Below are 19,379 nucleotides of genomic sequence, written 5' to 3' on the forward strand. Positions count from 1 at the left end.
CGGCCGCCGTCGTGCCCCACACAAGGGCGGCCAGCCACTCTGACGAAAGAGACTGCGGGACCCCCGATCTATTACGCGGGTTCCGAGAATTCGCTCGGAACGGATGCTGCGCCTTCGAGTTCAGCCCTGGTCAAATCCGGAGGCGGCGACGACAATGGAACCTGCCGCGGTCCGCACCCGGGATCGACGTCGTCGATGTGCGCCGCGGAACTGGGGGACCGATGGACCACGAAGACGTGCACCAGGACGAGACCGACGTCGTCACCGACGCCGACGGCGATCTCGTCCTGCGGACGAGATCGGGCGACAGCGACGCCTTCGCGGAGCTGTGGCGGCGCCACTACCGCGCGGGCGTCACCGTCGCCCGCAACATGACCTCGAGCCTCGATGCCGACGACCTCGTGCAGGAGGCGTACACGCGCATCTACCAGTCCATCGTCCACGGCGGCGGGCCGACCGGGTCATTCCGCGCCTACCTCTTCACCAGCATCCGCAACACCGCGGCCGCGTGGGGACGCGCCCGCCGCGAGACCGCGTACGAGGAGCTCGACGGCGTCGAGGACCCCTCGGGCGTCGAGCACGAGAGCGAGGCCGCACTCGACCGCGGTCTCACGCATCAGGCCTTCCGCAGTCTTCCGACGCGGTGGCAGGAGGTGCTCTGGTACTCCGAGATCGAGCGCATGAAGCCCGCCGAGATCGCGCCGCTCTTGGGCATGAAGCCGACGGCGGTCGCGCAGCTGACCTTCCGCGCCCGGGAAGGGCTGCGTGAGGCCTGGATCCAGGCGCACCTGCGGTCGGTGGCCGACGGCTCGGACTGCGAGTGGACCATCGAGCGCCTCGGCGCGTACTCGCGACTCAACCTCGGCCGACGCGACCACGCGAAGCTCGAGCGGCACCTTGCCGGCTGCGTGCGGTGCTCGATCGTCGCGAGCGAGGCCAAGGAGGTCTCGAGCCGTCTCGCGCTCGTCCTGCTGCCCATCGCCCTCGGCGCGGTGGGCACCGCCGGCTACCTCGCGACCGTCCAGGGCGGCGGCACCTCGCTCGTGGCGCTGGCCTCGATGCCCTCGAGCGTCGTGCACGGCACCGTCACCGTCGCCCCGGCTGGAGTCGTGGGCGCGGGCGCGAGCGCGGGTGGGAGTGCGGGTGCGGGCGTAGGCGCGGGTGCCGCTGCCGGTGCGGCGGCGACGTCGGCCGGGGTCGGATCGGCGGGGGCGGTCGGCGCAGCAGGGGCGGCGACCGCCGTCGCTTCGTCGGCGACGGTCTTCGGCGCGTCGGCGGTCGCCGGCATCGGGGCGGCCTCCGGGCTCGCCGCGGCCGGCCTCGTCGTCGTCAGCGGCGTGGTCGCCGCAGCGGTGATGCTGCCGGCCACAGCCGGTCCCGAACCGGCGCCGACTCCCGCACCGACGACCGAGGTCGCGGCGGAGAACGCGAACGCGCCGGCGCTCCTCGAGGACGACAGCGATGACGACGCGCTTCAGCTTCCGGCCGAGGCGGGTCCCGCCCCGGCGGACATCCCCGTGGTCCTCGACGCCTCGGCCGGCGCCGGGGACGCGCAAGACGGGGGCAGCTCGGAGTCCGGCGGCGGCGAGGCTGGCGGAGAGACCGGCAACGCTCAGGGCGCGAACAGCGGCGTGTCGGTCAGCGACGGCAACCCGACGAGCAGCAACGGCAAGCCGACGAGCAGCAACGGGAACACGCAGGGCAACAACGGCACCGCCTCCGGCAACAACGGGAGCTCCACCGGCGACGACGCAGACGCGCCGGGCAACAGCGGGAACGGCAACGCCGGCGGCTCCAGCAACGGGAAGCCGACCGACGGCACGGGCAGCGGCAACGCCGGCGACACCGGCAACGACGGTTCGACCGGCAACGGCACGCCGACGAACGGCACCGGCAGCGGCAACGGCAACGGCGGCACCACCGGAGCCGGCAGCGGCGTCACGAAGGGCAGCGCGCCGGTTCCGCGCGGAATCGGCCGGGGTCTCGCGGACCGTCAGGAGGCCCCACCCCTCACCGACGACGTGCCGGCGGACGCCGAACTGCCCGAAGTGACGGAGACCATCCCCGCCGAGACCGTCCCTGCCGAGACCGTCCCGGCCGACGGCAGCGACTGATCAGCCCCGCACCGGTTCGGCCGGCGCGGGCTGCCCGCCGCCGTAGACTGGAGGCCATGTCCGACACGCCGAACGTCACTCCCGCGCGCCCTGCCGAACCGGCACCCGGAACACGCGCACCGCTGACCGATGGCAAGGCTGCGCCGCTGGCCGATGGCAAGGCTCCGCCGCTGGCCGATGGCAAGGCTGCGCCGCTGGCCGCAATCGACATCATCGCGTTCATCTGCGAGATCTTCGCGTTCGGCACGCTCGCGCTGTGGGGCTTCACGATGTGGCCGTTCCCATGGAACATCGTCGCCGGCATCGGGGCTCCGGTGATCGCGATCCTTCTCTGGGCGCTCTTCGTGTCGCCGCGCGCCGTGTTCGCGGTGCACCCCTTCGTGCGCGCCGTCGTCGAGCTGCTCGTCTACGTGTCCGCGACCGCCGCCTGGTGGTCGATGGGCAACGCCTGGATCGGCCTCGCGTTCGGTGTCGTCGCCGTGACCGCCGGGGTCGTCGCCGGCCGGCGGCGCCTGTCGTGACCTCCGGCGCCGACGCGCTGGCTCTCCTCCGCGCGGCGCTCGGCGACCGCGTCGACACCTCCCCGGCTTCACTGGCCGCCGCGCGCGCCGACAAGTCCGGGCACGCGGCATCGGGTCTTCCTCTCGCCGTCGTGCACGCCCGCAGCGTCGACGACGTGCAGCAGACGCTCCGCATCGCCGCCGGCACACGCACGCCCGTGGTCACCCGCGGCGCCGGCACGGGTCTGGCCGGCGGCGCCAACGCGGGAGACGGCGAGATCGCCCTGTCGGTGCGCGGCATGGACCGCATCCTCGAGATCCGCCCCGACGACCTCCTGGCGGTCGTCGAGCCGGGCATCCTCAACGCCGACCTCAACGCCGCGCTCGCCCCGCACGGCCTCTGGTGGGCGCCCGACCCGGCGAGCCGCGCCATCTCGACGGTCGGCGGCAACATCGCGACCGGCGCGGGGGGACTGCTGTGCGCCAAGTACGGCGTCGTGCGCGACGCGGTGCTCGGCGTGGATCTCGTCCTCGCGGACGGCCGCCTGCTCCATCTCGGCCACCGCACCGTCAAGGGCGTGACAGGTCTCGACCTGACGTCCTTGGTCATCGGGTCAGAGGGCACCCTGGGCGTCGTCGTCGGAGCGACGCTGAAGCTGCGCCGTCTGGTTCCCGGCGAGGTGTGCACGGTCGCCGCCACCTTCCGCGACGTGCGCACGGCGGCCGAGGCATCCGCGGCCGTCACCGCGTCCGGTGCGCAGCCCGCGATCATGGAGTTGATGGATGCTGCGTCCCTCGCCGCCGTCCACGCGCTCCTGGGGCTCTCGGCACCCACTCCCGGGGCGGCGCAGCTCACCATCCAGACCGACGGCCCTGCCGCGATCGCCGAGGCCGAGGCGATCGCCGGGGTGCTCCGCCGGGTCGGCGGGACAGTCGCCGTCTCGCACGACCGCGACGAGGGCGAGCGGCTGCTGACGATCCGCCGGGCGATGCATCCCGCGATGGAGACTCTCGGCACCGCGCTCATCGAGGACGTCTCGGTGCCCCGCAGCGCTCTCCCTGCGATGTTCGACGAGATCGCCCGCGTCGAGCGTGAGCACGGCGTCGTGATCCCCACCGTCGCTCACGCCGGCGATGGCAACCTGCACCCCAACTTCATCTTCGACGCCCAGCCCGACGAGTTCGGCGTCGTCGAGGCGCCGGACCACATCTGGGCGGCCGCCGACGACCTCTTTCGTGCCGCGCTCCGCCTCGGCGGAACGCTGACCGGCGAGCACGGTGTGGGCGTACTCAAGCGCCGATGGCTCGCCGACGAGCTCGGCGACGCCCAATGGGAGCTTCAGCGGCAGATCACCCGCGTCTTCGATCCCCAGGGCATCCTCAACCCCGGCAAGGTGTTCGCGCGCTGAGCCGCGGCATCCGTCGCCCCAGTCAGATGCCCTGCCAGTCGGGCTTGTTGTCGTAGGCGTAGCGGTAGTAGTCGGCACGGGCGAGCTGCGATGCCGCCGCCTCGTCGACCACCACGGTCGCGTGCGAGTGGAGCTGGATCGCCGAGCCGGGCAGCGACGCCGAGAGCGGGCCCTCGACGGCGCCGGCGACCGCGGCCGCCTTGCCCTCGCCGAAGGCCAGCAGCACCAGGTGGCGGGCGCGCAGGATCGTGCCCAGGCCCTGTGTGATGCAGTGCATCGGCACCTGGTCGACCGAGTCGAAGAAGCGCGCGTTGTCGCGGCGGGTCTGCTCGGTGAGCGTCTTCACGCGCGTGATCGACGAGAACGACGAACCCGGCTCGTTGAAGCCGATGTGGCCGTCCGTGCCGATGCCGAGGATCTGCAGGTCGATGCCACCCGCATCGCGGATGGCCTCGTCGTACTCCTCGCCGTGGTGCTCGATGCCCTCCGGCGTGCCGTCCGGCGTGCGGATGAGCTCGGGGTTGAAGCCCAGCGGCTCGACGACCTCGCGCGTGATCACCGAGCGGTAGCTCTCGGGATGGGCCGGGTCGATGCCGACGTACTCGTCGAGCGCGAAGCCGCGCACACGCGAGACGTCGACGCCCTCCAGGCGCGAGCGCAGCGCCTCGTACACCGGCAGCGGCGTGGACCCGGTGGCAAGACCCAGGACCGTCTCGGGGTTCGAGCGGATGAGTCCGGCGATGTGGTCGGCGACGAGCGCACCTGCGGCCTGCTTGTCGCGGACGATGACGATCTCAGCCATGGAACATCTCATCCATGAATCAGAGCCTCCTGGGTGTCGTGTGTGGCGTCGCCCTCCGCGCCCACCAGCGCGGCTCCGAGCGCAGCGGCCGGTGAACCCGGCGGCAGCAGCTCGACCCGGTCGGCGAGGTGCAGCGAGCGCATGAACGGGGATGCCTCGGCACTGGCCGCGAGCTCGGCCGCGACATCCGTCATCAGTCGGTCTCCCAACGCCGTCACACCCCCTCCGAGGACCACGATATCGACGTCGGCGGTCAGCACCAGCACCCGGATCGCTGCGGCGACGCCGCGGGCGAGACCGGCCCGCAGCTGTCGCGCCGACGGGTCGCCGGCATCGGCGGCGTCGAAGACGTCGCGCACGGGCAGCGCGGACCGCTTGGCCCAGCGCTCGGCGATCGCGCCGCCGCCCGCGAACGCCTCGATGCAGCCGCGCTGACCGCAGCGGCACAGGGGTCCGTTCGGGTCGACGGAGATATGGCCGACCTCGCCGGCCGTGCCGCGCGCGCCGCGCCACAGCACCCCGTCGGAGACGATGCCCGCGGCGATGCCGGTGCCGAGGTTGAGGTACGCCATCGAGCCCGGCGCCGGTGCGCCGCCCCGCGTGTGGAGCGCATGCGCGCCGAGCGCGGCCGCCTTCACGTCGTTCTCGACCTGCACCGGCACGCCCAGCGCGGGCGCGACCGCGGCGGCGAGGTCGAGCTCGTCCACGCCGAGGTTGACGGCGTGCACGACGCGGCCGGTGCCCGGCTCGATCTGACCCGGGATGCCGACCCCGACCGACCGCACGGCCGAGAGGTCGACGCCGGCCTCGGAGCCGAGCGCACGCACGGCGTCGAGGACGGTCTGGGCCACAGCATCCGGTCCCCAGCCCGTGGGGATGCGGAGGCGGCCCGCGATCCCGCCCTCGGCGTCGACCGCCACGGCGTCCGTCTTCGTCCCGCCGACGTCCAGCCCGACCTTCATCGGCCGACCTCCCCGTGGGAGGCGGCGTGGTCCTTCGTGCGCATCAGCCCTTGACCGCCCCTGAGACGAGACCGCTCGTCATGCGATGCTGGACGATGAGGAAGAACACGATCACCGGGATGGCCATGATCGTGGATGCCGCCATGACGACCGCCCAGTCGGTGGCCTTCGTCGCCTGCACGAAGGCGCGCAGCCAGATCGGGAGGGTGAGCGACTCCGGCCTCGTCATGATGACGAGGGCGAAGACGAACTCGTTCCAGGCCTGGATGAAGGCGAACACGCCCGTCGCGATGAGGCCGGGGGCCAGCAGCGGGAACGTGATGCGCCAGAAAGCGCCGGTCCGGCTGCATCCGTCGATCATCGCGGCCTCCTCCAGGTCTGCGGGGACGCCGTTGACGAATCCGCGGAGCGTCCAGATGGTGAACGGGAGCACGAAGGCGATGTAGACGAAGCTCAGACCGATGATCGAGTTGAGCAGATACCAGCCGTCGAGCACCCGGAACACCGAGACGATCATCGCCTCAGCGGGGATCATCTGGATCACGAGGATCGCGATGATGAACGACGTCCGGGTGCGGAAGCGGTAGCGCGACACGGCGATCGCGCCGAGGAAGGCGAACCCGAGCGCGGCCACCAGCGTGATCCCGGTGACGGCGACCGAGTTGAAGAGCGCGTTGAGCAGGCTGTCGTCGGTGAGGGCTTCCTGATAGTTGCTGAGCGTGAACTCGTCCGGCCACCAGTGGGGGGTCGTCGAGCGCACGGCCGATGCGGGCAGCAGCGAGGTGTTCACCATCCAGTAGACGGGGAACAGCGAGGCGACGATGACGACGACGGCCGCGACGTTCAGGAACACCCGCGAGATCACGCGGCGAGGACCGGCGGTCATGATTCCTCCTTGAGCATGGTGCGGATCCAGTACCCGGAGATGGCGAGGAGGATGACGACGAGGATCACAGAGATCGCGCCGCCGGCGCCGAGGTCACCCGAAGCCATGGAGACGCTGTAGATGTAGACGCCGATCGTGTTGGTCTCGGCGCGTACGCCGCCGATGGACTGCAGCGCGTAGATCTGCGCGAAGACGCGGAGGTCCCAGATGACCTGCAGGACCAGGAGCACGAGGAGGATCGAGCGCACATAGGGGAAGACGATGAGGCGGAACCGTGCGAGTCCTCCGGCGCCGTCGAGCGAGGCGGCCTCGAGCACCTCGTCGGGCACCTGCGAGAGCGCGGCGTACGTGCTGAAGGCGACGAACGGGATCGCACCCCACGTGATGATGATCGCCGCGACGGCATAGAAGCTCGTCGGGTCGATGAGCCAGCTGTGGCCGATCCAGTTCTCGCCGGTGATCTGGGTGAGCACCCAGTTGACCAGACCGTACTGGGTGTCGAAGATCCAGCCCCACACGATCGTCGCGGTGAGCGCGGGCATCGCCCACGCGAGCAGCAGCGAGACGGACACCGCCGTGCGCATCACCTTGCCGAGCTTGGTCATCAGGACGGCGATCGCGACGCCGAGGAGCATCGTGGCGACGACGCTCACGACGCACAGCGCGACGCTGCGGCCGAGGACCGCCCAGAACTCGGGATCGGTCAGCACGGCGATGTAGTTGTCGATCCCGATGAACTCGGGCGGCGCGCCGAAGATCTGCGCGCGGCCGAACTTCTGGAACGACATGATCACCAGCTGCACGAGCGGCCAGCCGATGAAGACGACGAGCATGATGAGGGCCGGCGTCAGCAGCGCGAGCGGCGCCCAGGGGAAGCGGCGCTTCTTCGGCCTTTCGGGGTCTGGCCGTGACTCGGGTGACGGGGCCGGCGGAGCCGACGCCTCTGCGGGGATTGTCGTCATGGCAAACCTCCTCTCAGGAATTGTGTCGAGCCCGGTGCGGGCACGGAACGGGGTGCCCCGCGGCACGGAGCACCCCGTTCAGTGACGTCAGCCGTTCAGGATCGATTCGATCTGCTCGTCGGCTGCGGTGGCGAGCTCCTTGACGTCGCCGCCGTTCGCGATGTTGACGAACAGGTCCTGCATGATGCCCTGCGCCTCGACGTCCGCCCAGTTCGGCGAAGCCGGGGTGAGCTTCGAGTTGGCCGCGGCCTCGGCGATGACGCTCGCGAGCTCGGGGGTGGCTGCGGCGACCTTGTCACCGAGCGAGACGAGAGCGGGAACCAGGCCGTTCTCGGCGAGGATCGTCTGGTACTCGTCGCTCAGCATGATCTCGAGCGCGCTCTTGGCGAGGTCGGGGTTCTTCGACTTCGCGGCGATGCCGACGTTCGAACCGCCCGCGAAGACCTGGGCGGCGCCGCCGTCCATGCCCGGAAGGGCGTAGTAGCCGGTGATGTCGGCGACGGCAGTCGGCTGCTTGTCCTCGTCGGCGACGATCGACCAGTAGGCCCAGCTCGGAGCCGAGTACGTGGCGGACTGCTCGGTGCGGAAGGGCACCCAGCCGTCGGCCTCGTCGCCGTCCTTCGGGGCGAGCGACGCCTGGGTCATGAGCTCCTGGACCTGCGCGAGGCCGGCGACCGACGCGTCGCTCGACAGCTGCGCGTCCCACTCGTCGCCGTCCTGGACGGCGATCTCGCCGCCGTTCTCCCAGATGAAGGGCAGGCCGTTGTACCAGTCCTTGCCCGGGAAGTAGACGCCCGAGACACCCGGCAGCGCGCCCGCGAGGGCCACGCCGTTCGACACGTACTCGTCGAGCGTGGTGGGCACCGCGACGCCCGCCTGCTCGTACATCGCCGTGTTGTAGAAGACGACACGGGCACCCGAGTAGTACGGGGCCGCGTACAGGGTGCCGTCCCAGCTGCCGGCCTCGACGAAGCCGGGAAGCAGGTCGTCGCCGCCGAGCTCACCCTCGATGTCGGCGAGGCTCAGGAGGGCACCGCTGGAGGTGAACGCGGGGGCCTGCGTGTTGCCCATCTCGACGATGTCGGGGCTGTCGTTCGACGACAGGCTCGTGGTGAGCTTGTCGACGAGACCGGTCCACTGCTGCTCCTCGATGACCAGCGTCGACCCCGGGTTCTCGTCCTCGAAGGTCTTCTTCAGGTAGTCGCGAGCGTCCTGCGGAGTGTCGGTGCCGACCAGCCACACGCGGATCTCGGCGCCCTCTTCGGACCCCGAGCCGCCGCCGTTGCCGCCGGCGCAGCCGGCGAGCACCAGTGCCGAGGCGCCGATGAGCGCCACCGCTCCAAGCGTCTTCTTCATGGTGTCTTCCTTCGTTTTCGGTGTTCTCTTGGTGTCTCGGATGGGCCGGGTGACCCATCCGCGGGTGGGGAGGCTCCGCGGGGAGCTTCCGTGTTGTTGTGGGATCCGGGGGGATCCGCCGGGGAATCGCGCTGTGTCAGGACACCCCGAGTTGTCCGGACAGGACCATGACGGCGGCGCCGCGCAGGACGATGTCCTGGCCTTGCTCCGTCATCCGCACTCGCACGCCTTCGTCGACGGACGGCGCGAGCGTGCGCGCACGGAGTGTCTCGACGGTCTGCTCCGCGAGGGATCCGCCGAGGAGTTCAGGGGGGCCGGAGAGGACGATCTCCGACACGTCGAGGGCGCCGACCACGGGGGCCAGCGCGATGCCGAGCCGCTCCCCTGCGTCGCGGAGGATGCCCTCGTGGTCGGCGGGATCGGCCGCCGCGCTCAGCCGCGAGGTCAGCGAGGGCACCGAGAGCCACGCCTCGAGGCATCCGACCTTGCCGCACGCGCACTGCGGGCCGCCATCCGTGCCGACGGTGACGTGCCCGATCTCGCCCGCGGCGAAGCGGCTGCCGCGCATGGGCTGACCGGCGAGCAGCAGACCCGAGCCGACACCTCGGCCGACCTTGACGAGGAGCACGTCGTCAGGTGCGCCGCCGAACGTGTACTCGGCCAGGACGGCGGCGTTGGCGTCGTTCGCGACGAGGACGGGGACCCCGAGCGCGCCGCGCAGCGCGCCTTCGAGATCGAACCCGGCCCAGCCGAAGTTCGGCGCCGTGAGGATGACGCCGCGGTCGTCGACGACACCGGGGGTGCCGACGCCGATGCCGAGCACGGGCGCGTGGGAGTCGGTGACGAGGGCGCGGGCGAGCTCCACGACGGTGTCGACGAGGGCATCGGCGTCGGGCACCGCGACCTCGCGACGCGCGACGATGCCGCCGTCGAGCGTGAGGACGGCGCCGATGAAGGTGTCGCTCCCCGAGAGGTCGAGCCCGATGATCCGGTGCCCTGCGTGGTCGAGGTCGACGAGGATCGCCGGCTTGCCAGGCCCCGAGGCCTCGCGCACGCCCATCTCGGCGACGAACCCGTCCGCGATGAGCTCGGCGACGAGGTCGGAGATCGTGACCCGGGTGAGCCCTGTCTCGCGGGACAGGTCGGCGCGGCTCATCGCGCCCTGGTGGAACAGGGTCTGCAGCACGAGCGAGCGGTTGTGGCCGCGAGCGTGCTCGGGCAGAACCTTCGCGCCCTGGCGGAGCGTGCGTCCAGGGGCGAATGCGCGGGTGTTCGTGGTGGTGCTCTGCGGCGTGTCGATAATGGATGGGCCGCGCCGCGCTTCCGTATTGGACATGTTTGTTAGTAGACCTTACGAACTAACTTTCCGCAAGTCCTTGAATTGATTTGGGCGGATGCTTTACAAAACCGTGATCCGCCGTGTCGCGATCGTTACACAACTGCGTGCGGTTTTCCGACCGTGACCGGCGGTTCGTGCGTGACCAGGACGTGACCTCAGCACCCGGGCGAGTCGCCTACGATGGGGGGAAGCATGGATCACAGTCGGGGGTGTGGCGTGACGAATCTGGCGACCGAGTCGCAGGCCGGAAAGGCGTCCGTCGGCGACGCCGTCCAGGCCGAGCAGGCCGTCGAGGACGAGCTGTCCGCACCGGCGGAGACTGCGGCACCCGATGCCGTGGACGAGACGGATGCTGAGCCCCCGGCGGATGCCGAGACGGCAGAGTCCGTCGCGCCCGTGGTCGCGGACGACTCCCCCGCCGCCGAGGGTGCGGACGAGCCGGCGCAAGCCACCGACGCCGACCCGGAGGCGGAACTCGACGCAGAGGTCGAGCCCGAAGGTGAGGCCGAGCCCGACGACGAGCTGGAGCCGGAAGCCGAACCGCAGCCGGAAGCCGAGCTGGAGCCCGAAGCGCAGCCGGAGGCGGAACTCGACGCGGAGGTCGAGCCCGAAGGTGAGGCCGAGCCTGTTGACGACGAGCTGGAGCCCGAAGCCGAACCGCAGCCGGAAGCCGAACTGGAGCCCGAAGCGCAGCCGGAGGCGGAACTCGACGCGGAGGTCGAGCCCGAAGGTGAGGCCGAGCCTGTTGACGACGAGCTGGAGCCCGAAGCGGAGCTGGAGCCCGAAGCGGAGTTGGAGGCCGAAGCGGAGTTGGAGGCCGAGCCCGCCGACGAGCCCGCTGCGGACGAAGACGGCCAGGCCGAGGCATCCGTCACCACCGACACCGACACCGACGCAGAGACCGTCGTCGTCGCGACCGCCGTGCTGACGCAGGCAGCCGCGACCCCGCTCGCGCCGACTGCGAACCTCTCCGCCGAGACGGCGACCGCCGCCGGCACCGCTACCGGTCCCGCGGACGGCTCACCCGCCTTCGCGTGGGCGCCCGCCGAGCCCAAGCCCAAGAAGAAGCACACGGCGCTCTGGATCAGCGCGGCTGCCGGCGTGGCGGTGGTGGGACTCGTCGTCTCGTCGCTCGTGCTCATCGCGCCCGGCACCGCGGTCGCCGGCGTGCCGGTCGGCTGGCTCACGCCCGCCGCGGCTGCGGCGGCCATCGAGCAGCGCCTCGGCGAGACGACCGTCGTGCTCACAGGCGCAGGCGAGGACGCCGAGGTCACCGGTGCCGAGCTCGGCGCCGCAGTCGATGCCCGGGCGCTCGCCGACGCCGCTTTCGCGCAGCATCCGATGTGGAATCCGACGGCATGGTTCGCCACGACCGACGCGGAGATCGAGCTCGACCCTGTGGCGGCCACCGAAGCACTGCGCGAGGTCGCGCCGCAGCTCTACACCGACGCCACCGACGCGACGCTCGCGTTCGACGCAGCAACCGCGTCGTACGTCTCCACGCCCGCGGTCGCCGGCACCGGGATCGACGTGGCCGCCGTCCAGGACGCGATCCAGGCGGCATTCGAGGCCGGCGAGACACGCGTTCAGCTCGACCCGGTCTCGGCCGACGTCCCTGCCGCCATCTCGACCGAGACCGCCGATGCCACCGTCGCGCAGCTGAACGGCATGCTCGACACCGCCGGCTTCTACGTGGGCGAAGAGCGCACGGTGCCGATCGATCGTGCGACGCTGGCCGCCTGGCTGACCGTCACGCCCGACCCTGAGAATGCCGCCTACGAGATCACCGCCGACGAGGCGGCCATCCAGACCGTGGTCGACGGGCTTCCGGCGGCGGTCAACCGGCCGGCCGAGAACGGCGCCGTCATCACCAACTCGGCGGGCAAGGTGCTCCGCGAGGAGGCGCCGGGGATCTCGGGACGCGAGGTTGGCGACACCTCGGGCCTGGCCTCGGACTCCGCCGCGCAGCTGGCGACGGGCGACGCGGTGTTCCAGACGCCCGTGACCGAGGTCGCGCCCGTCGTCGCGACGCTCGCCCGCACGATCGAGGTGGACCTGTCCAGCCAGACAGCGACCCTCTTCGAGAACGGCAGCGCCATCCGCTCGTACCCGATCTCTTCGGGGCTGTCCGGCACGCCGACGCCCACCGGCCACTTCACCGTGAACGCCTACACCCGCGTCCAGGACATGGGCGCGCTGTGCTACAACCCGGCCGCGGTGAACAGCTATTGCACGAAGGACGTGCCCTGGATCACGTGGTTCGCGCCGGACATCGCCTTCCACGGCGCCTCGGCGTTCCGCAGCCGTCTCGGCGTGCCGCAGAGCCACGGCTGCGTCAACATGTGGAACGACGACGCCAAGTTCGTCTACGACTGGACGGCGCGCGGCACCGAGGTGTGGGTCCACGCCTGATCGCGGACCGCGCGCGGCCGGCGTGAACAGTCCCCGAGACGACGGAAGGACGGATGCCGAGGCATCCGTCCTTCGTCGTCAGTGATTACAGCGCGTCGATGAGCTCGTTGAAGGTCTGCGACGGGCGCATGACACCGGCGACCAGGTCGGCGTCCGGGCGGTAGTAGCCGCCGATCTCGACGGCCGAGCCCTGAACCGCGAGGAGCTCCTCGACGATCTTCTGCTCGTTCGCGGCGAGTGCCTCGGCCACCGGGGCGAAGGCCGCCGCGAGCTCGGGGTCGGCCTGCTGCTTCGCGAGCTCCTGCGTCCAGTAGAGCGCGAGGTAGAAGTGGCTGCCGCGGTTGTCGATCGTGCCGAGCGCTCGGCCGGGCGACTTGTCGTTCTCGAGGAACGTGCCGGTCGCGGCATCCAGCGTGTCGGCCAGCACCTGCGCCTTCACGTTGCCGGTGAAGTCGGCGAGGTGCTCCAGCGACGCGGCGAGCGCGAAGAACTCGCCGAGCGAATCCCAGCGCAGGTAGTCCTCGGCGAGGAGCTGCTGAACGTGCTTGGGGGCGGAGCCACCCGCGCCGGTCTCGAAGAGGCCGCCGCCCGCGAGGAGCGGGACGATGGACAGCATCTTGGCGCTGGTGCCGACTTCGAGGATCGGGAACAGGTCGGTGAGGTAGTCGCGCAGCACGTTGCCGGTCACCGAGATGGTGTCTTCGCCCTTGCGCAGGCGGTCCAGCGAGTACTGGGTCGCCGCGGCCGGCGCGAGGATCTCGATCGTGAGGCCATCGGTGTCGTGGTCGGCGAGGTACGTCTTCACCTTGGCGATGAGCGCTGCGTCGTGCGAGCGGTTCTCGTCGAGCCAGAACACGGCGGGGGCGCCGGTCGCGCGAGCGCGCGTGGCCGCCAGCTTCACCCAGTCGCGGATCGCGACGTCCTTGGTCTGGGTCGCGCGCCAGATGTCCCCCTGCTGCACGGCATGCTCGAGGAGCACGTCGCCGGCCTGGTTCACGACCTGGACCGTGCCGGCGGCGGCCAGCTCGAACGTCTTGTCGTGGCTGCCGTACTCCTCGGCGGCCTGCGCCATGAGACCGACGTTCGGGACGGTGCCGATGGTCGCGGGGTCGAGCGGGCCGTGCGCGATGACGTCGTCGATCACGGTCTGGTAGACGCCCGCGTACGACGAGTCGGGGATGACGGCCAGGGTGTCGGCCTCGCCGCCGTCGGCGCCCCACAGCTTGCCGCCGTTGCGGACGAGCGCGGGCATGGACGCGTCGACGATGACGTCGGACGGCACGTGGAGGTTCGTGATGCCCTTGTCGGAGTTCACGTACGACAGGCGCGGGGTGTCGGTCGCGGCCGCGAAGGCGGCGGCGATCTCGTCACCGCCCTCGACGTTAGCCAGGCCCGCGAGGATCGCGCCCAGTCCGTCGTTCGGGGTGAGGCCCGCCTCGGCGATCTTGACGCCGAAGTTGTCGAACACGTCGGCGTAGTACGCCTTCACGACGTGACCGAAGATGATCGGGTCGCTGACCTTCATCATCGTCGCCTTGAGGTGCACCGAGTAGAGCACGTCCTCAGCCTTGGCGGTCTCCAGCGTCTCGGCGAGGAACGCGTCGAGCGCGGCCGCCGAGAGGAATGTGCCGTCGACGATCTCGCCGGGGAGCACCTTGATGCCGGTCTTCAGCTCGGTCGTGGTGCCGTCGGCGGCGACGAAGCGGATCGAGAGCACGTCGTCGGCGGGGATGACGGTGGTCTTCTCGTTCGACTTGAAGTCGTCGTGGCCGAGCGTCGCGACGCGCGTCTTCGAGCCCTCGCTGAACGCCTTGTTGCGGTGCGGGTGCTTGCGCGCGTAGTTCTTCACCGACAGCGGCGCACGGCGGTCGCTGTTGCCCTCGCGCAGCACCGGGTTCACGGCCGAGCCCTTGATGCGGTCGTAGCGCGCGCGCACGTCCTTGTCTTCGAGGGACTCCGCCTCGTCCGGGTAGTCCGGGATGTCGTAGCCCTGCGCCTGCAGCTCGGCGATCGCGGCCTTGAGCTGAGGGATGGAGGCCGAGATGTTCGGCAGCTTGATGATGTTGGCCTCGGGGAGCGTCGCGAGACCGCCGAGCTCGGCCAGCGCGTCGCCGACCTGCTGGTCGGGCATCAGGCTCTGCGGGAACGCCGCGAGGATGCGGCCCGCGAGCGAGATGTCGCGCGTCTCGACGTCGACTCCCGCCTGGCGGGTCACGGCCTGCACGATCGGCAGGAACGAGGCGGTCGCGAGGGCCGGTGCCTCGTCGGTGTAGGTGTAGATGATGGTCGAGTCGGTCACCAGTCACGTCCTTCTTGCGGGTCGGCGTTCAGCCTATCGCAAGCATCCGAGATATCTCGACGTCAAGATACTTCTCCGTATGAACTCCGTGTTAATCCGAGACTCCGACGATGCCGGATGTCGTCATGGGGGCTAGCCTGTGGTCCATGGGTGAACTGCGACTCGTCGAACTGTCCGCCGCGACCATCGTGGCGGTCAACAATATGTCGCTCAAGCCCGGCCAGGAGGAGTACCTGTCGCCGGTGAGCTACGGCATCGCCGCGACGGTCGTGAACCCGCAGACGACCTGGCAGCGCGTGGTCCTCGACGGCGAGGAGGTGGTCGCCTTCGTCAGCGGCAACTTCGACCCCGACGATCCGCAGGAGCACTTCCGCTCGGTGCTGTGGCGCATCAACGTCGACGCCGACGACCAGGGCCGGGGCGTCGGCCGCTTCGCGGTGGCCGGGCTCCTCGAAGAGGCCCGCAACCGCGGAATGGACCGCGTGAACGTCATCTACGAGGCCGGCGAAGGCGGTCCGCAGGCATTCTTCGAGCGCGTGGGCTTCACACCGGTCGGCGAGACCGAGTACGGTGAAGTCATCGCAGAGATCCGTCTCTGACGCGAAGCCGCACGATCGACCCGAAGACTTCCCCACACAGCGCCCGCCGGGCGCTCAGAGACCGGCGGCGGGGCCTCGAATACCCCTCCCCCATCGAGACCCCGTCGCCTTCTCGGTCCGCGCCTTCTCGGTCCGCCGCGTCGAAACGCTTCCGCGCGACGCGCTAGGGTGAGCGGATGCCGAGATTCGATCTGTCCCCCGCGGAACTGGCCGACTACATCCCCGACGTTCGCGAACCCGCCGACTTCGACGCCTTCTGGGCCGAGACCCTCGGGCAGTCGCGGCAGTGGGATGCCTCCCCCGACGTCGTTCGCCTCGATACGCCGTTCACGCTGGTCGACATCTTCGACGTGACGTTCCCCGGCTTCGGCGGCGACCCGGTCAAGGCATGGCTGACGCTGCCCGCGGGCGCCGAGGGCCGGCTCCCCGCGGTCGTCGAGTACCAGGGCTACGGCGGCGGCCGCGGTCTCCCGGGCGAGCGCCTCGGCTGGACCGCAGCGGGTTACGCGCACCTCCTCATGGACACGCGCGGCCAGGGCTCGATGTGGGGCTCCGGCGGCGACACGCCAGATCCGCACGGCACCGGGCCGTCGTCGGCGGGTTTCATGACGCGTGGCATCGAGGACCCCGAGACGTACTACTACCGTCGGGTTTTCACGGATGCGGTTCGCGCCGTCGACGCCGTCCGCGCACTGCCGCAGGTCGACGCCGACCGCGTCGCCGTGTGCGGGGCGAGCCAGGGCGGTGGCATCGCGATCGCGGCTGCCGGGCTCTCCGACGGTCTCGTTGCCGTCATGCCCGACGTGCCGTTCCTCTGCCACTTCGAGCGCGCCGTCGGCTTCACCGGCGGCGACCCCTACGAGGAGGTCGTGCGCTACCTGGCCGTCCACCGCGGCAAGGACGACCGGGTGCTCGAGACCCTGTCGTACTTCGACGGCGTGAACATGGCGAAGCGGGCGGATGCCGCGGCCCTCTACTCCGTCGCGCTCATGGACACCACCTGCCCGCCGTCGACCGTGTACGCGGCGTTCAACCGCCACACGACCGCGACGAAGCAGATCGAGGTCTACACCCACAACGGCCACGAGGGGGGCCAGGCGTTCCAGTTCCCGAAGCAGGCCCGCTTCCTCGGCGGCCTGATCTAGCCGCGCCTCGGCGCTGGATCTGCGCGGGCATCACCGCAGGAGCCGTCACATGACCTCATCCCTCTCCCTCCGCCCGATCGACGCAGGCTGGACGCTCCGTGCATCCGCGGGACCCGTGCCGGACGGATGGACGGATGCCGTCACCGCGGTGGTGCCCGGGTGCGTTCACACCGATCTCCTCGCCGCCGGACTGATCCCCGACCCCTTCCTCGACGACAACGAGTCGGCGCTGGCGTGGATCGGACTCGTCGACTGGACGTACGCGACGACGTTCTCCTGGACGACGGATGCTGCGGACCGCACCGATCTCGTCTTCGAAGGCCTCGACACCGTCACGGCGGTCCTGCTCAACGGGAACGAGATCGGGGTGACGGCGAACCAGCACCGCTCGTACCGGTTCGACGTCCGCGACCGGCTCGTCGAGGGCGAGAACGAACTCGTGGTGCGCTTCCGCTCCCCCGTGAAGTACGCGAACGAGCAGAGCGTCGCGCTCGGCGTGCGGCAGCGCCCGTACCCGCTGCCCTACGACGCCATCCGCAAGTCGGCTTGCAGCTTCGGCTGGGACTGGGGCATCGCAACGTACACGAGCGGCATCGTCAAACCGGTCGGGCTGGAGTCCTGGTCGGTCGCGCGCCTCGCGCGGACGCGCGTGGCCGCTGCTCCCGTGGGCGACGGCGGCACGATCACGGTGGATGTCGAGCTCGAGCGCTCGCGCGAGGGCGCGGTGACGGTGACCGTGGGTTGCGGCGGGGTCGAGGCATCCGTGAGTCTCTCCGCGGGCGACGCGAACGCGACCGTCGTTCTCACGCTGGCCGAGGTCGAGCGGTGGTGGCCGGTCGGGTACGGGGCGCAGCCCCTGTACGACGTGGAGGTCGAGGTCGCTGCATCCGATGGCACGGTCCTCCATCGCACCGCGCGCAAGGTGGGCTTCCGCGACGTGCGGTGGGACATGACGCCCGACGAGGAGGGCACGCCGTTCAGCCTCGTCGTCAATGACCACCCGGTCTTCGTGAAGGGTGTCAACTGGATCCCCGATGACGCACTCACCGTGCGCGTGACGCGCGATCGCCTGCGGCGCCGCTTCGAGCAGGCGCTCGACGCCAACCTCAACCTCCTCCGGGTGTGGGGCGGCGGGCTGTACGAGTCCGACGACTTCTACGAGCTCGCCGACGAGCTGGGTCTGCTGGTGTGGCAGGACTTCCTGTTCGCGTGCGCCGCCTACGCCGAAGAGGATCCGCTGCGGTCCGAGATCGAGGCGGAGGCGCGCGAGAACATCGTGCGACTCGGCCACCACGCCTCGCTCGTGCTGCTGACGGGCAACAACGAGAATCTGTGGGGTTACGAGGACTGGGGCTGGAAGCTGCGCCTCGACGGCAGGACGTGGGGTGCGCATTACTACTACGAGCTGTTCCCGGCGCTCGTCGCCGAGTTCGCGCCGCACGTGCCGTACGCGCCCGGCAGCCCGTTCAGCCCCGGCATGGGCTGGGACGGCGAGGCGCAGACCGGCCCGCACCCGAACGACGAGCAGCACGGTTCGGTGCATCTGTGGGAGCAGTGGAACCGCCGCGACTGGCCCACTTACCGCGAGCACCGACCGCGCTTCGTCGCCGAGTTCGGCTGGCAGGGACCGCCGGCGTGGAGCACGCTCGTGCGCTCCGTGTCGGACGCGCCGCTGACGCCCGAATCGCCGGGCATGATCGTGCACCAGAAGGCGATGGAGGGGAACACCAAGCTCTCGAACGGTCTCATCCCCCACTTCCGAATGCCGGAGGCCATGGAGGACTGGCACTGGGCCATGCAGCTCAACCAGGCGCTGGCGGTGCGCACCGCCCTCGAGCACTTCCGCTCCTGGGCGCCGCGCACGCAGGGAGCGATCGTGTGGCAGCTCAACGACTGCTGGCCGGTCACGTCGTGGGCCGCGATCGACGGCGACGAGCGTCCGAAGCCGCTCTACTACGGGCTGAAGAACGCGTTCGCCCCGCGCCTGGCGACGATCCAGCCTCGCGAGGGCGGGCTCGCCGCGGTGCTCGTGAACGACACCGCCGAGAAGTGGTCCGGCGAGGTCGTCGCGCGGCGTGTCGCGTTCACCGGCGAGGAGCTCGCACGGTACTCGACCCCGGTCTCGCTGGACCCGCGCGAGACCGTGACCGTCGCGCTGCCCGCCGACGTCGCGGTCGCGGCCGACGCGGCCGCGGAACTCGTTGTGGCGGGCGTCGACGACGTGCGCGGCTTCTGGTTCTTCGCCGAGCCCCGGGATTCGGCGCTCGGTGCCGCCGAGGTCGAGGTGCGCACGCAGCCGGTCGAGGGTGGCACGCGGGTCACGTTCACGGCCTCGACGCTGGTGCGCGATCTCACGCTGCTCGTCGACAAGATCGATCCCGATGCCGTCGCGTCCGACGCGCTCGTGACCCTGCTGCCGGGCGAGAGCACGACGCTCGTCGTTCGTCACGACGGCGAGGGGCTCGCAGCATCCGTCCTGTCCGATCCGCGGGTGATGCGCACCGCCAACGAGCTGGTCGTCTCGTGAGCGGGATGCCGTTCTTCGTCATGGGGCCGGATGCCCTTCGCGGGAGGGAGCCCTCGACCGGCCGAAC

The 19,379-nt window shown here is 70.6% G+C and carries 14 protein-coding genes; 7 read left to right on the forward strand and 7 right to left on the reverse strand.

The window, feature by feature from the left end:
• Window positions 1–221: 221 nt before the first annotated feature.
• From MRBLWH7_RS08730 to MRBLWH7_RS08740, 3 genes are read left to right on the forward strand one after another with little or no spacing between them, the layout of a single operon-like run.
• Window positions 222–2,114, forward strand: coding sequence for a sigma-70 family RNA polymerase sigma factor (locus MRBLWH7_RS08730; RefSeq protein ID WP_342001236.1), 1,893 nt, complete (start codon window positions 222–224; stop codon window positions 2,112–2,114).
• A 56-nt stretch (window positions 2,115–2,170) separates the two neighbouring features.
• Complete coding sequence (locus tag MRBLWH7_RS08735; protein WP_342001238.1) at window positions 2,171–2,635, forward strand: YrdB family protein; 465 nt, start codon at window positions 2,171–2,173, stop codon at window positions 2,633–2,635.
• Window positions 2,632–4,023: an FAD-linked oxidase C-terminal domain-containing protein gene (locus MRBLWH7_RS08740; protein ID WP_342001240.1), complete on the forward strand. Its 1,392-nt coding sequence runs from the start codon at window positions 2,632–2,634 to the stop codon at window positions 4,021–4,023. The genes MRBLWH7_RS08735 and MRBLWH7_RS08740 overlap by 4 nt, the downstream gene beginning before the upstream one ends.
• 22 nt (window positions 4,024–4,045) lie before the next feature.
• On the opposite strand, the gene MRBLWH7_RS08745 is transcribed toward MRBLWH7_RS08740, so the two are convergent.
• The 6 genes from MRBLWH7_RS08745 to MRBLWH7_RS08770 all read right to left on the reverse strand — a co-directional run bounded on the left by MRBLWH7_RS08745 (window position 4,046) and on the right by MRBLWH7_RS08770 (window position 10,327).
• Complete coding sequence (locus MRBLWH7_RS08745; protein ID WP_342001242.1) at window positions 4,046–4,825, reverse strand: glucosamine-6-phosphate deaminase; 780 nt, start codon at window positions 4,823–4,825, stop codon at window positions 4,046–4,048.
• A gap of 8 nt (window positions 4,826–4,833) precedes the next feature.
• Window positions 4,834–5,787, reverse strand: a complete 954-nt coding sequence (locus tag MRBLWH7_RS08750; RefSeq protein WP_342001244.1) for an ROK family protein — start codon at window positions 5,785–5,787, stop codon at window positions 4,834–4,836.
• Window positions 5,788–5,830: 43 nt separating this feature from the next.
• On the reverse strand, window positions 5,831–6,673 hold the full coding sequence (locus tag MRBLWH7_RS08755) for a carbohydrate ABC transporter permease (RefSeq protein WP_342001246.1): 843 nt from the start codon (window positions 6,671–6,673) through the stop codon (window positions 5,831–5,833).
• Window positions 6,670–7,635 (reverse strand): sugar ABC transporter permease, encoded by a 966-nt coding sequence (locus tag MRBLWH7_RS08760; RefSeq protein WP_342001248.1) that lies wholly within the window; start codon window positions 7,633–7,635, stop codon window positions 6,670–6,672. Before MRBLWH7_RS08760 ends, MRBLWH7_RS08755 begins: the two co-directional genes overlap by 4 nt.
• Window positions 7,636–7,722: 87 nt before the next feature.
• Window positions 7,723–8,991, reverse strand: coding sequence for an extracellular solute-binding protein (locus tag MRBLWH7_RS08765; RefSeq protein WP_342001250.1), 1,269 nt, complete (start codon window positions 8,989–8,991; stop codon window positions 7,723–7,725).
• A gap of 136 nt (window positions 8,992–9,127) precedes the next feature.
• Window positions 9,128–10,327, reverse strand: coding sequence for an ROK family transcriptional regulator (locus MRBLWH7_RS08770; protein ID WP_342001252.1), 1,200 nt, complete (start codon window positions 10,325–10,327; stop codon window positions 9,128–9,130).
• 219 nt (window positions 10,328–10,546) lie between these two features.
• Here MRBLWH7_RS08770 and MRBLWH7_RS08775 point away from each other — a divergent pair, with 219 nt between their 5' ends.
• Window positions 10,547–12,742, forward strand: coding sequence for a L,D-transpeptidase family protein (locus MRBLWH7_RS08775; RefSeq protein ID WP_342001254.1), 2,196 nt, complete (start codon window positions 10,547–10,549; stop codon window positions 12,740–12,742).
• Window positions 12,743–12,827: 85 nt separating this feature from the next.
• Here MRBLWH7_RS08775 and MRBLWH7_RS08780 read toward each other — a convergent pair whose 3' ends face one another.
• Window positions 12,828–15,041, reverse strand: a complete 2,214-nt coding sequence (locus MRBLWH7_RS08780) for an NADP-dependent isocitrate dehydrogenase (RefSeq protein ID WP_342001256.1) — start codon at window positions 15,039–15,041, stop codon at window positions 12,828–12,830.
• Window positions 15,042–15,187: 146 nt separating this feature from the next.
• Here MRBLWH7_RS08780 and MRBLWH7_RS08785 point away from each other — a divergent pair, with 146 nt between their 5' ends.
• The 3 genes from MRBLWH7_RS08785 to MRBLWH7_RS08795 all read left to right on the forward strand — a co-directional run bounded on the left by MRBLWH7_RS08785 (window position 15,188) and on the right by MRBLWH7_RS08795 (window position 19,312).
• Complete coding sequence (locus MRBLWH7_RS08785; RefSeq protein WP_342001258.1) at window positions 15,188–15,640, forward strand: GNAT family N-acetyltransferase; 453 nt, start codon at window positions 15,188–15,190, stop codon at window positions 15,638–15,640.
• Window positions 15,641–15,816: 176 nt separating this feature from the next.
• Window positions 15,817–16,785, forward strand: coding sequence for an acetylxylan esterase (locus tag MRBLWH7_RS08790; RefSeq protein WP_342001261.1), 969 nt, complete (start codon window positions 15,817–15,819; stop codon window positions 16,783–16,785).
• Between the two features lie 49 nt (window positions 16,786–16,834).
• Entirely contained in the window at window positions 16,835–19,312 is a 2,478-nt protein-coding gene (locus MRBLWH7_RS08795) for a glycoside hydrolase family 2 protein (protein ID WP_342001262.1), read from the forward strand.
• Window positions 19,313–19,379 lie beyond the last annotated feature (67 nt).

This window comes from Microbacterium sp. LWH7-1.2, assembly GCF_038397755.1.
Taxonomy (GTDB): Bacteria; Actinomycetota; Actinomycetes; order Actinomycetales; family Microbacteriaceae; genus Microbacterium.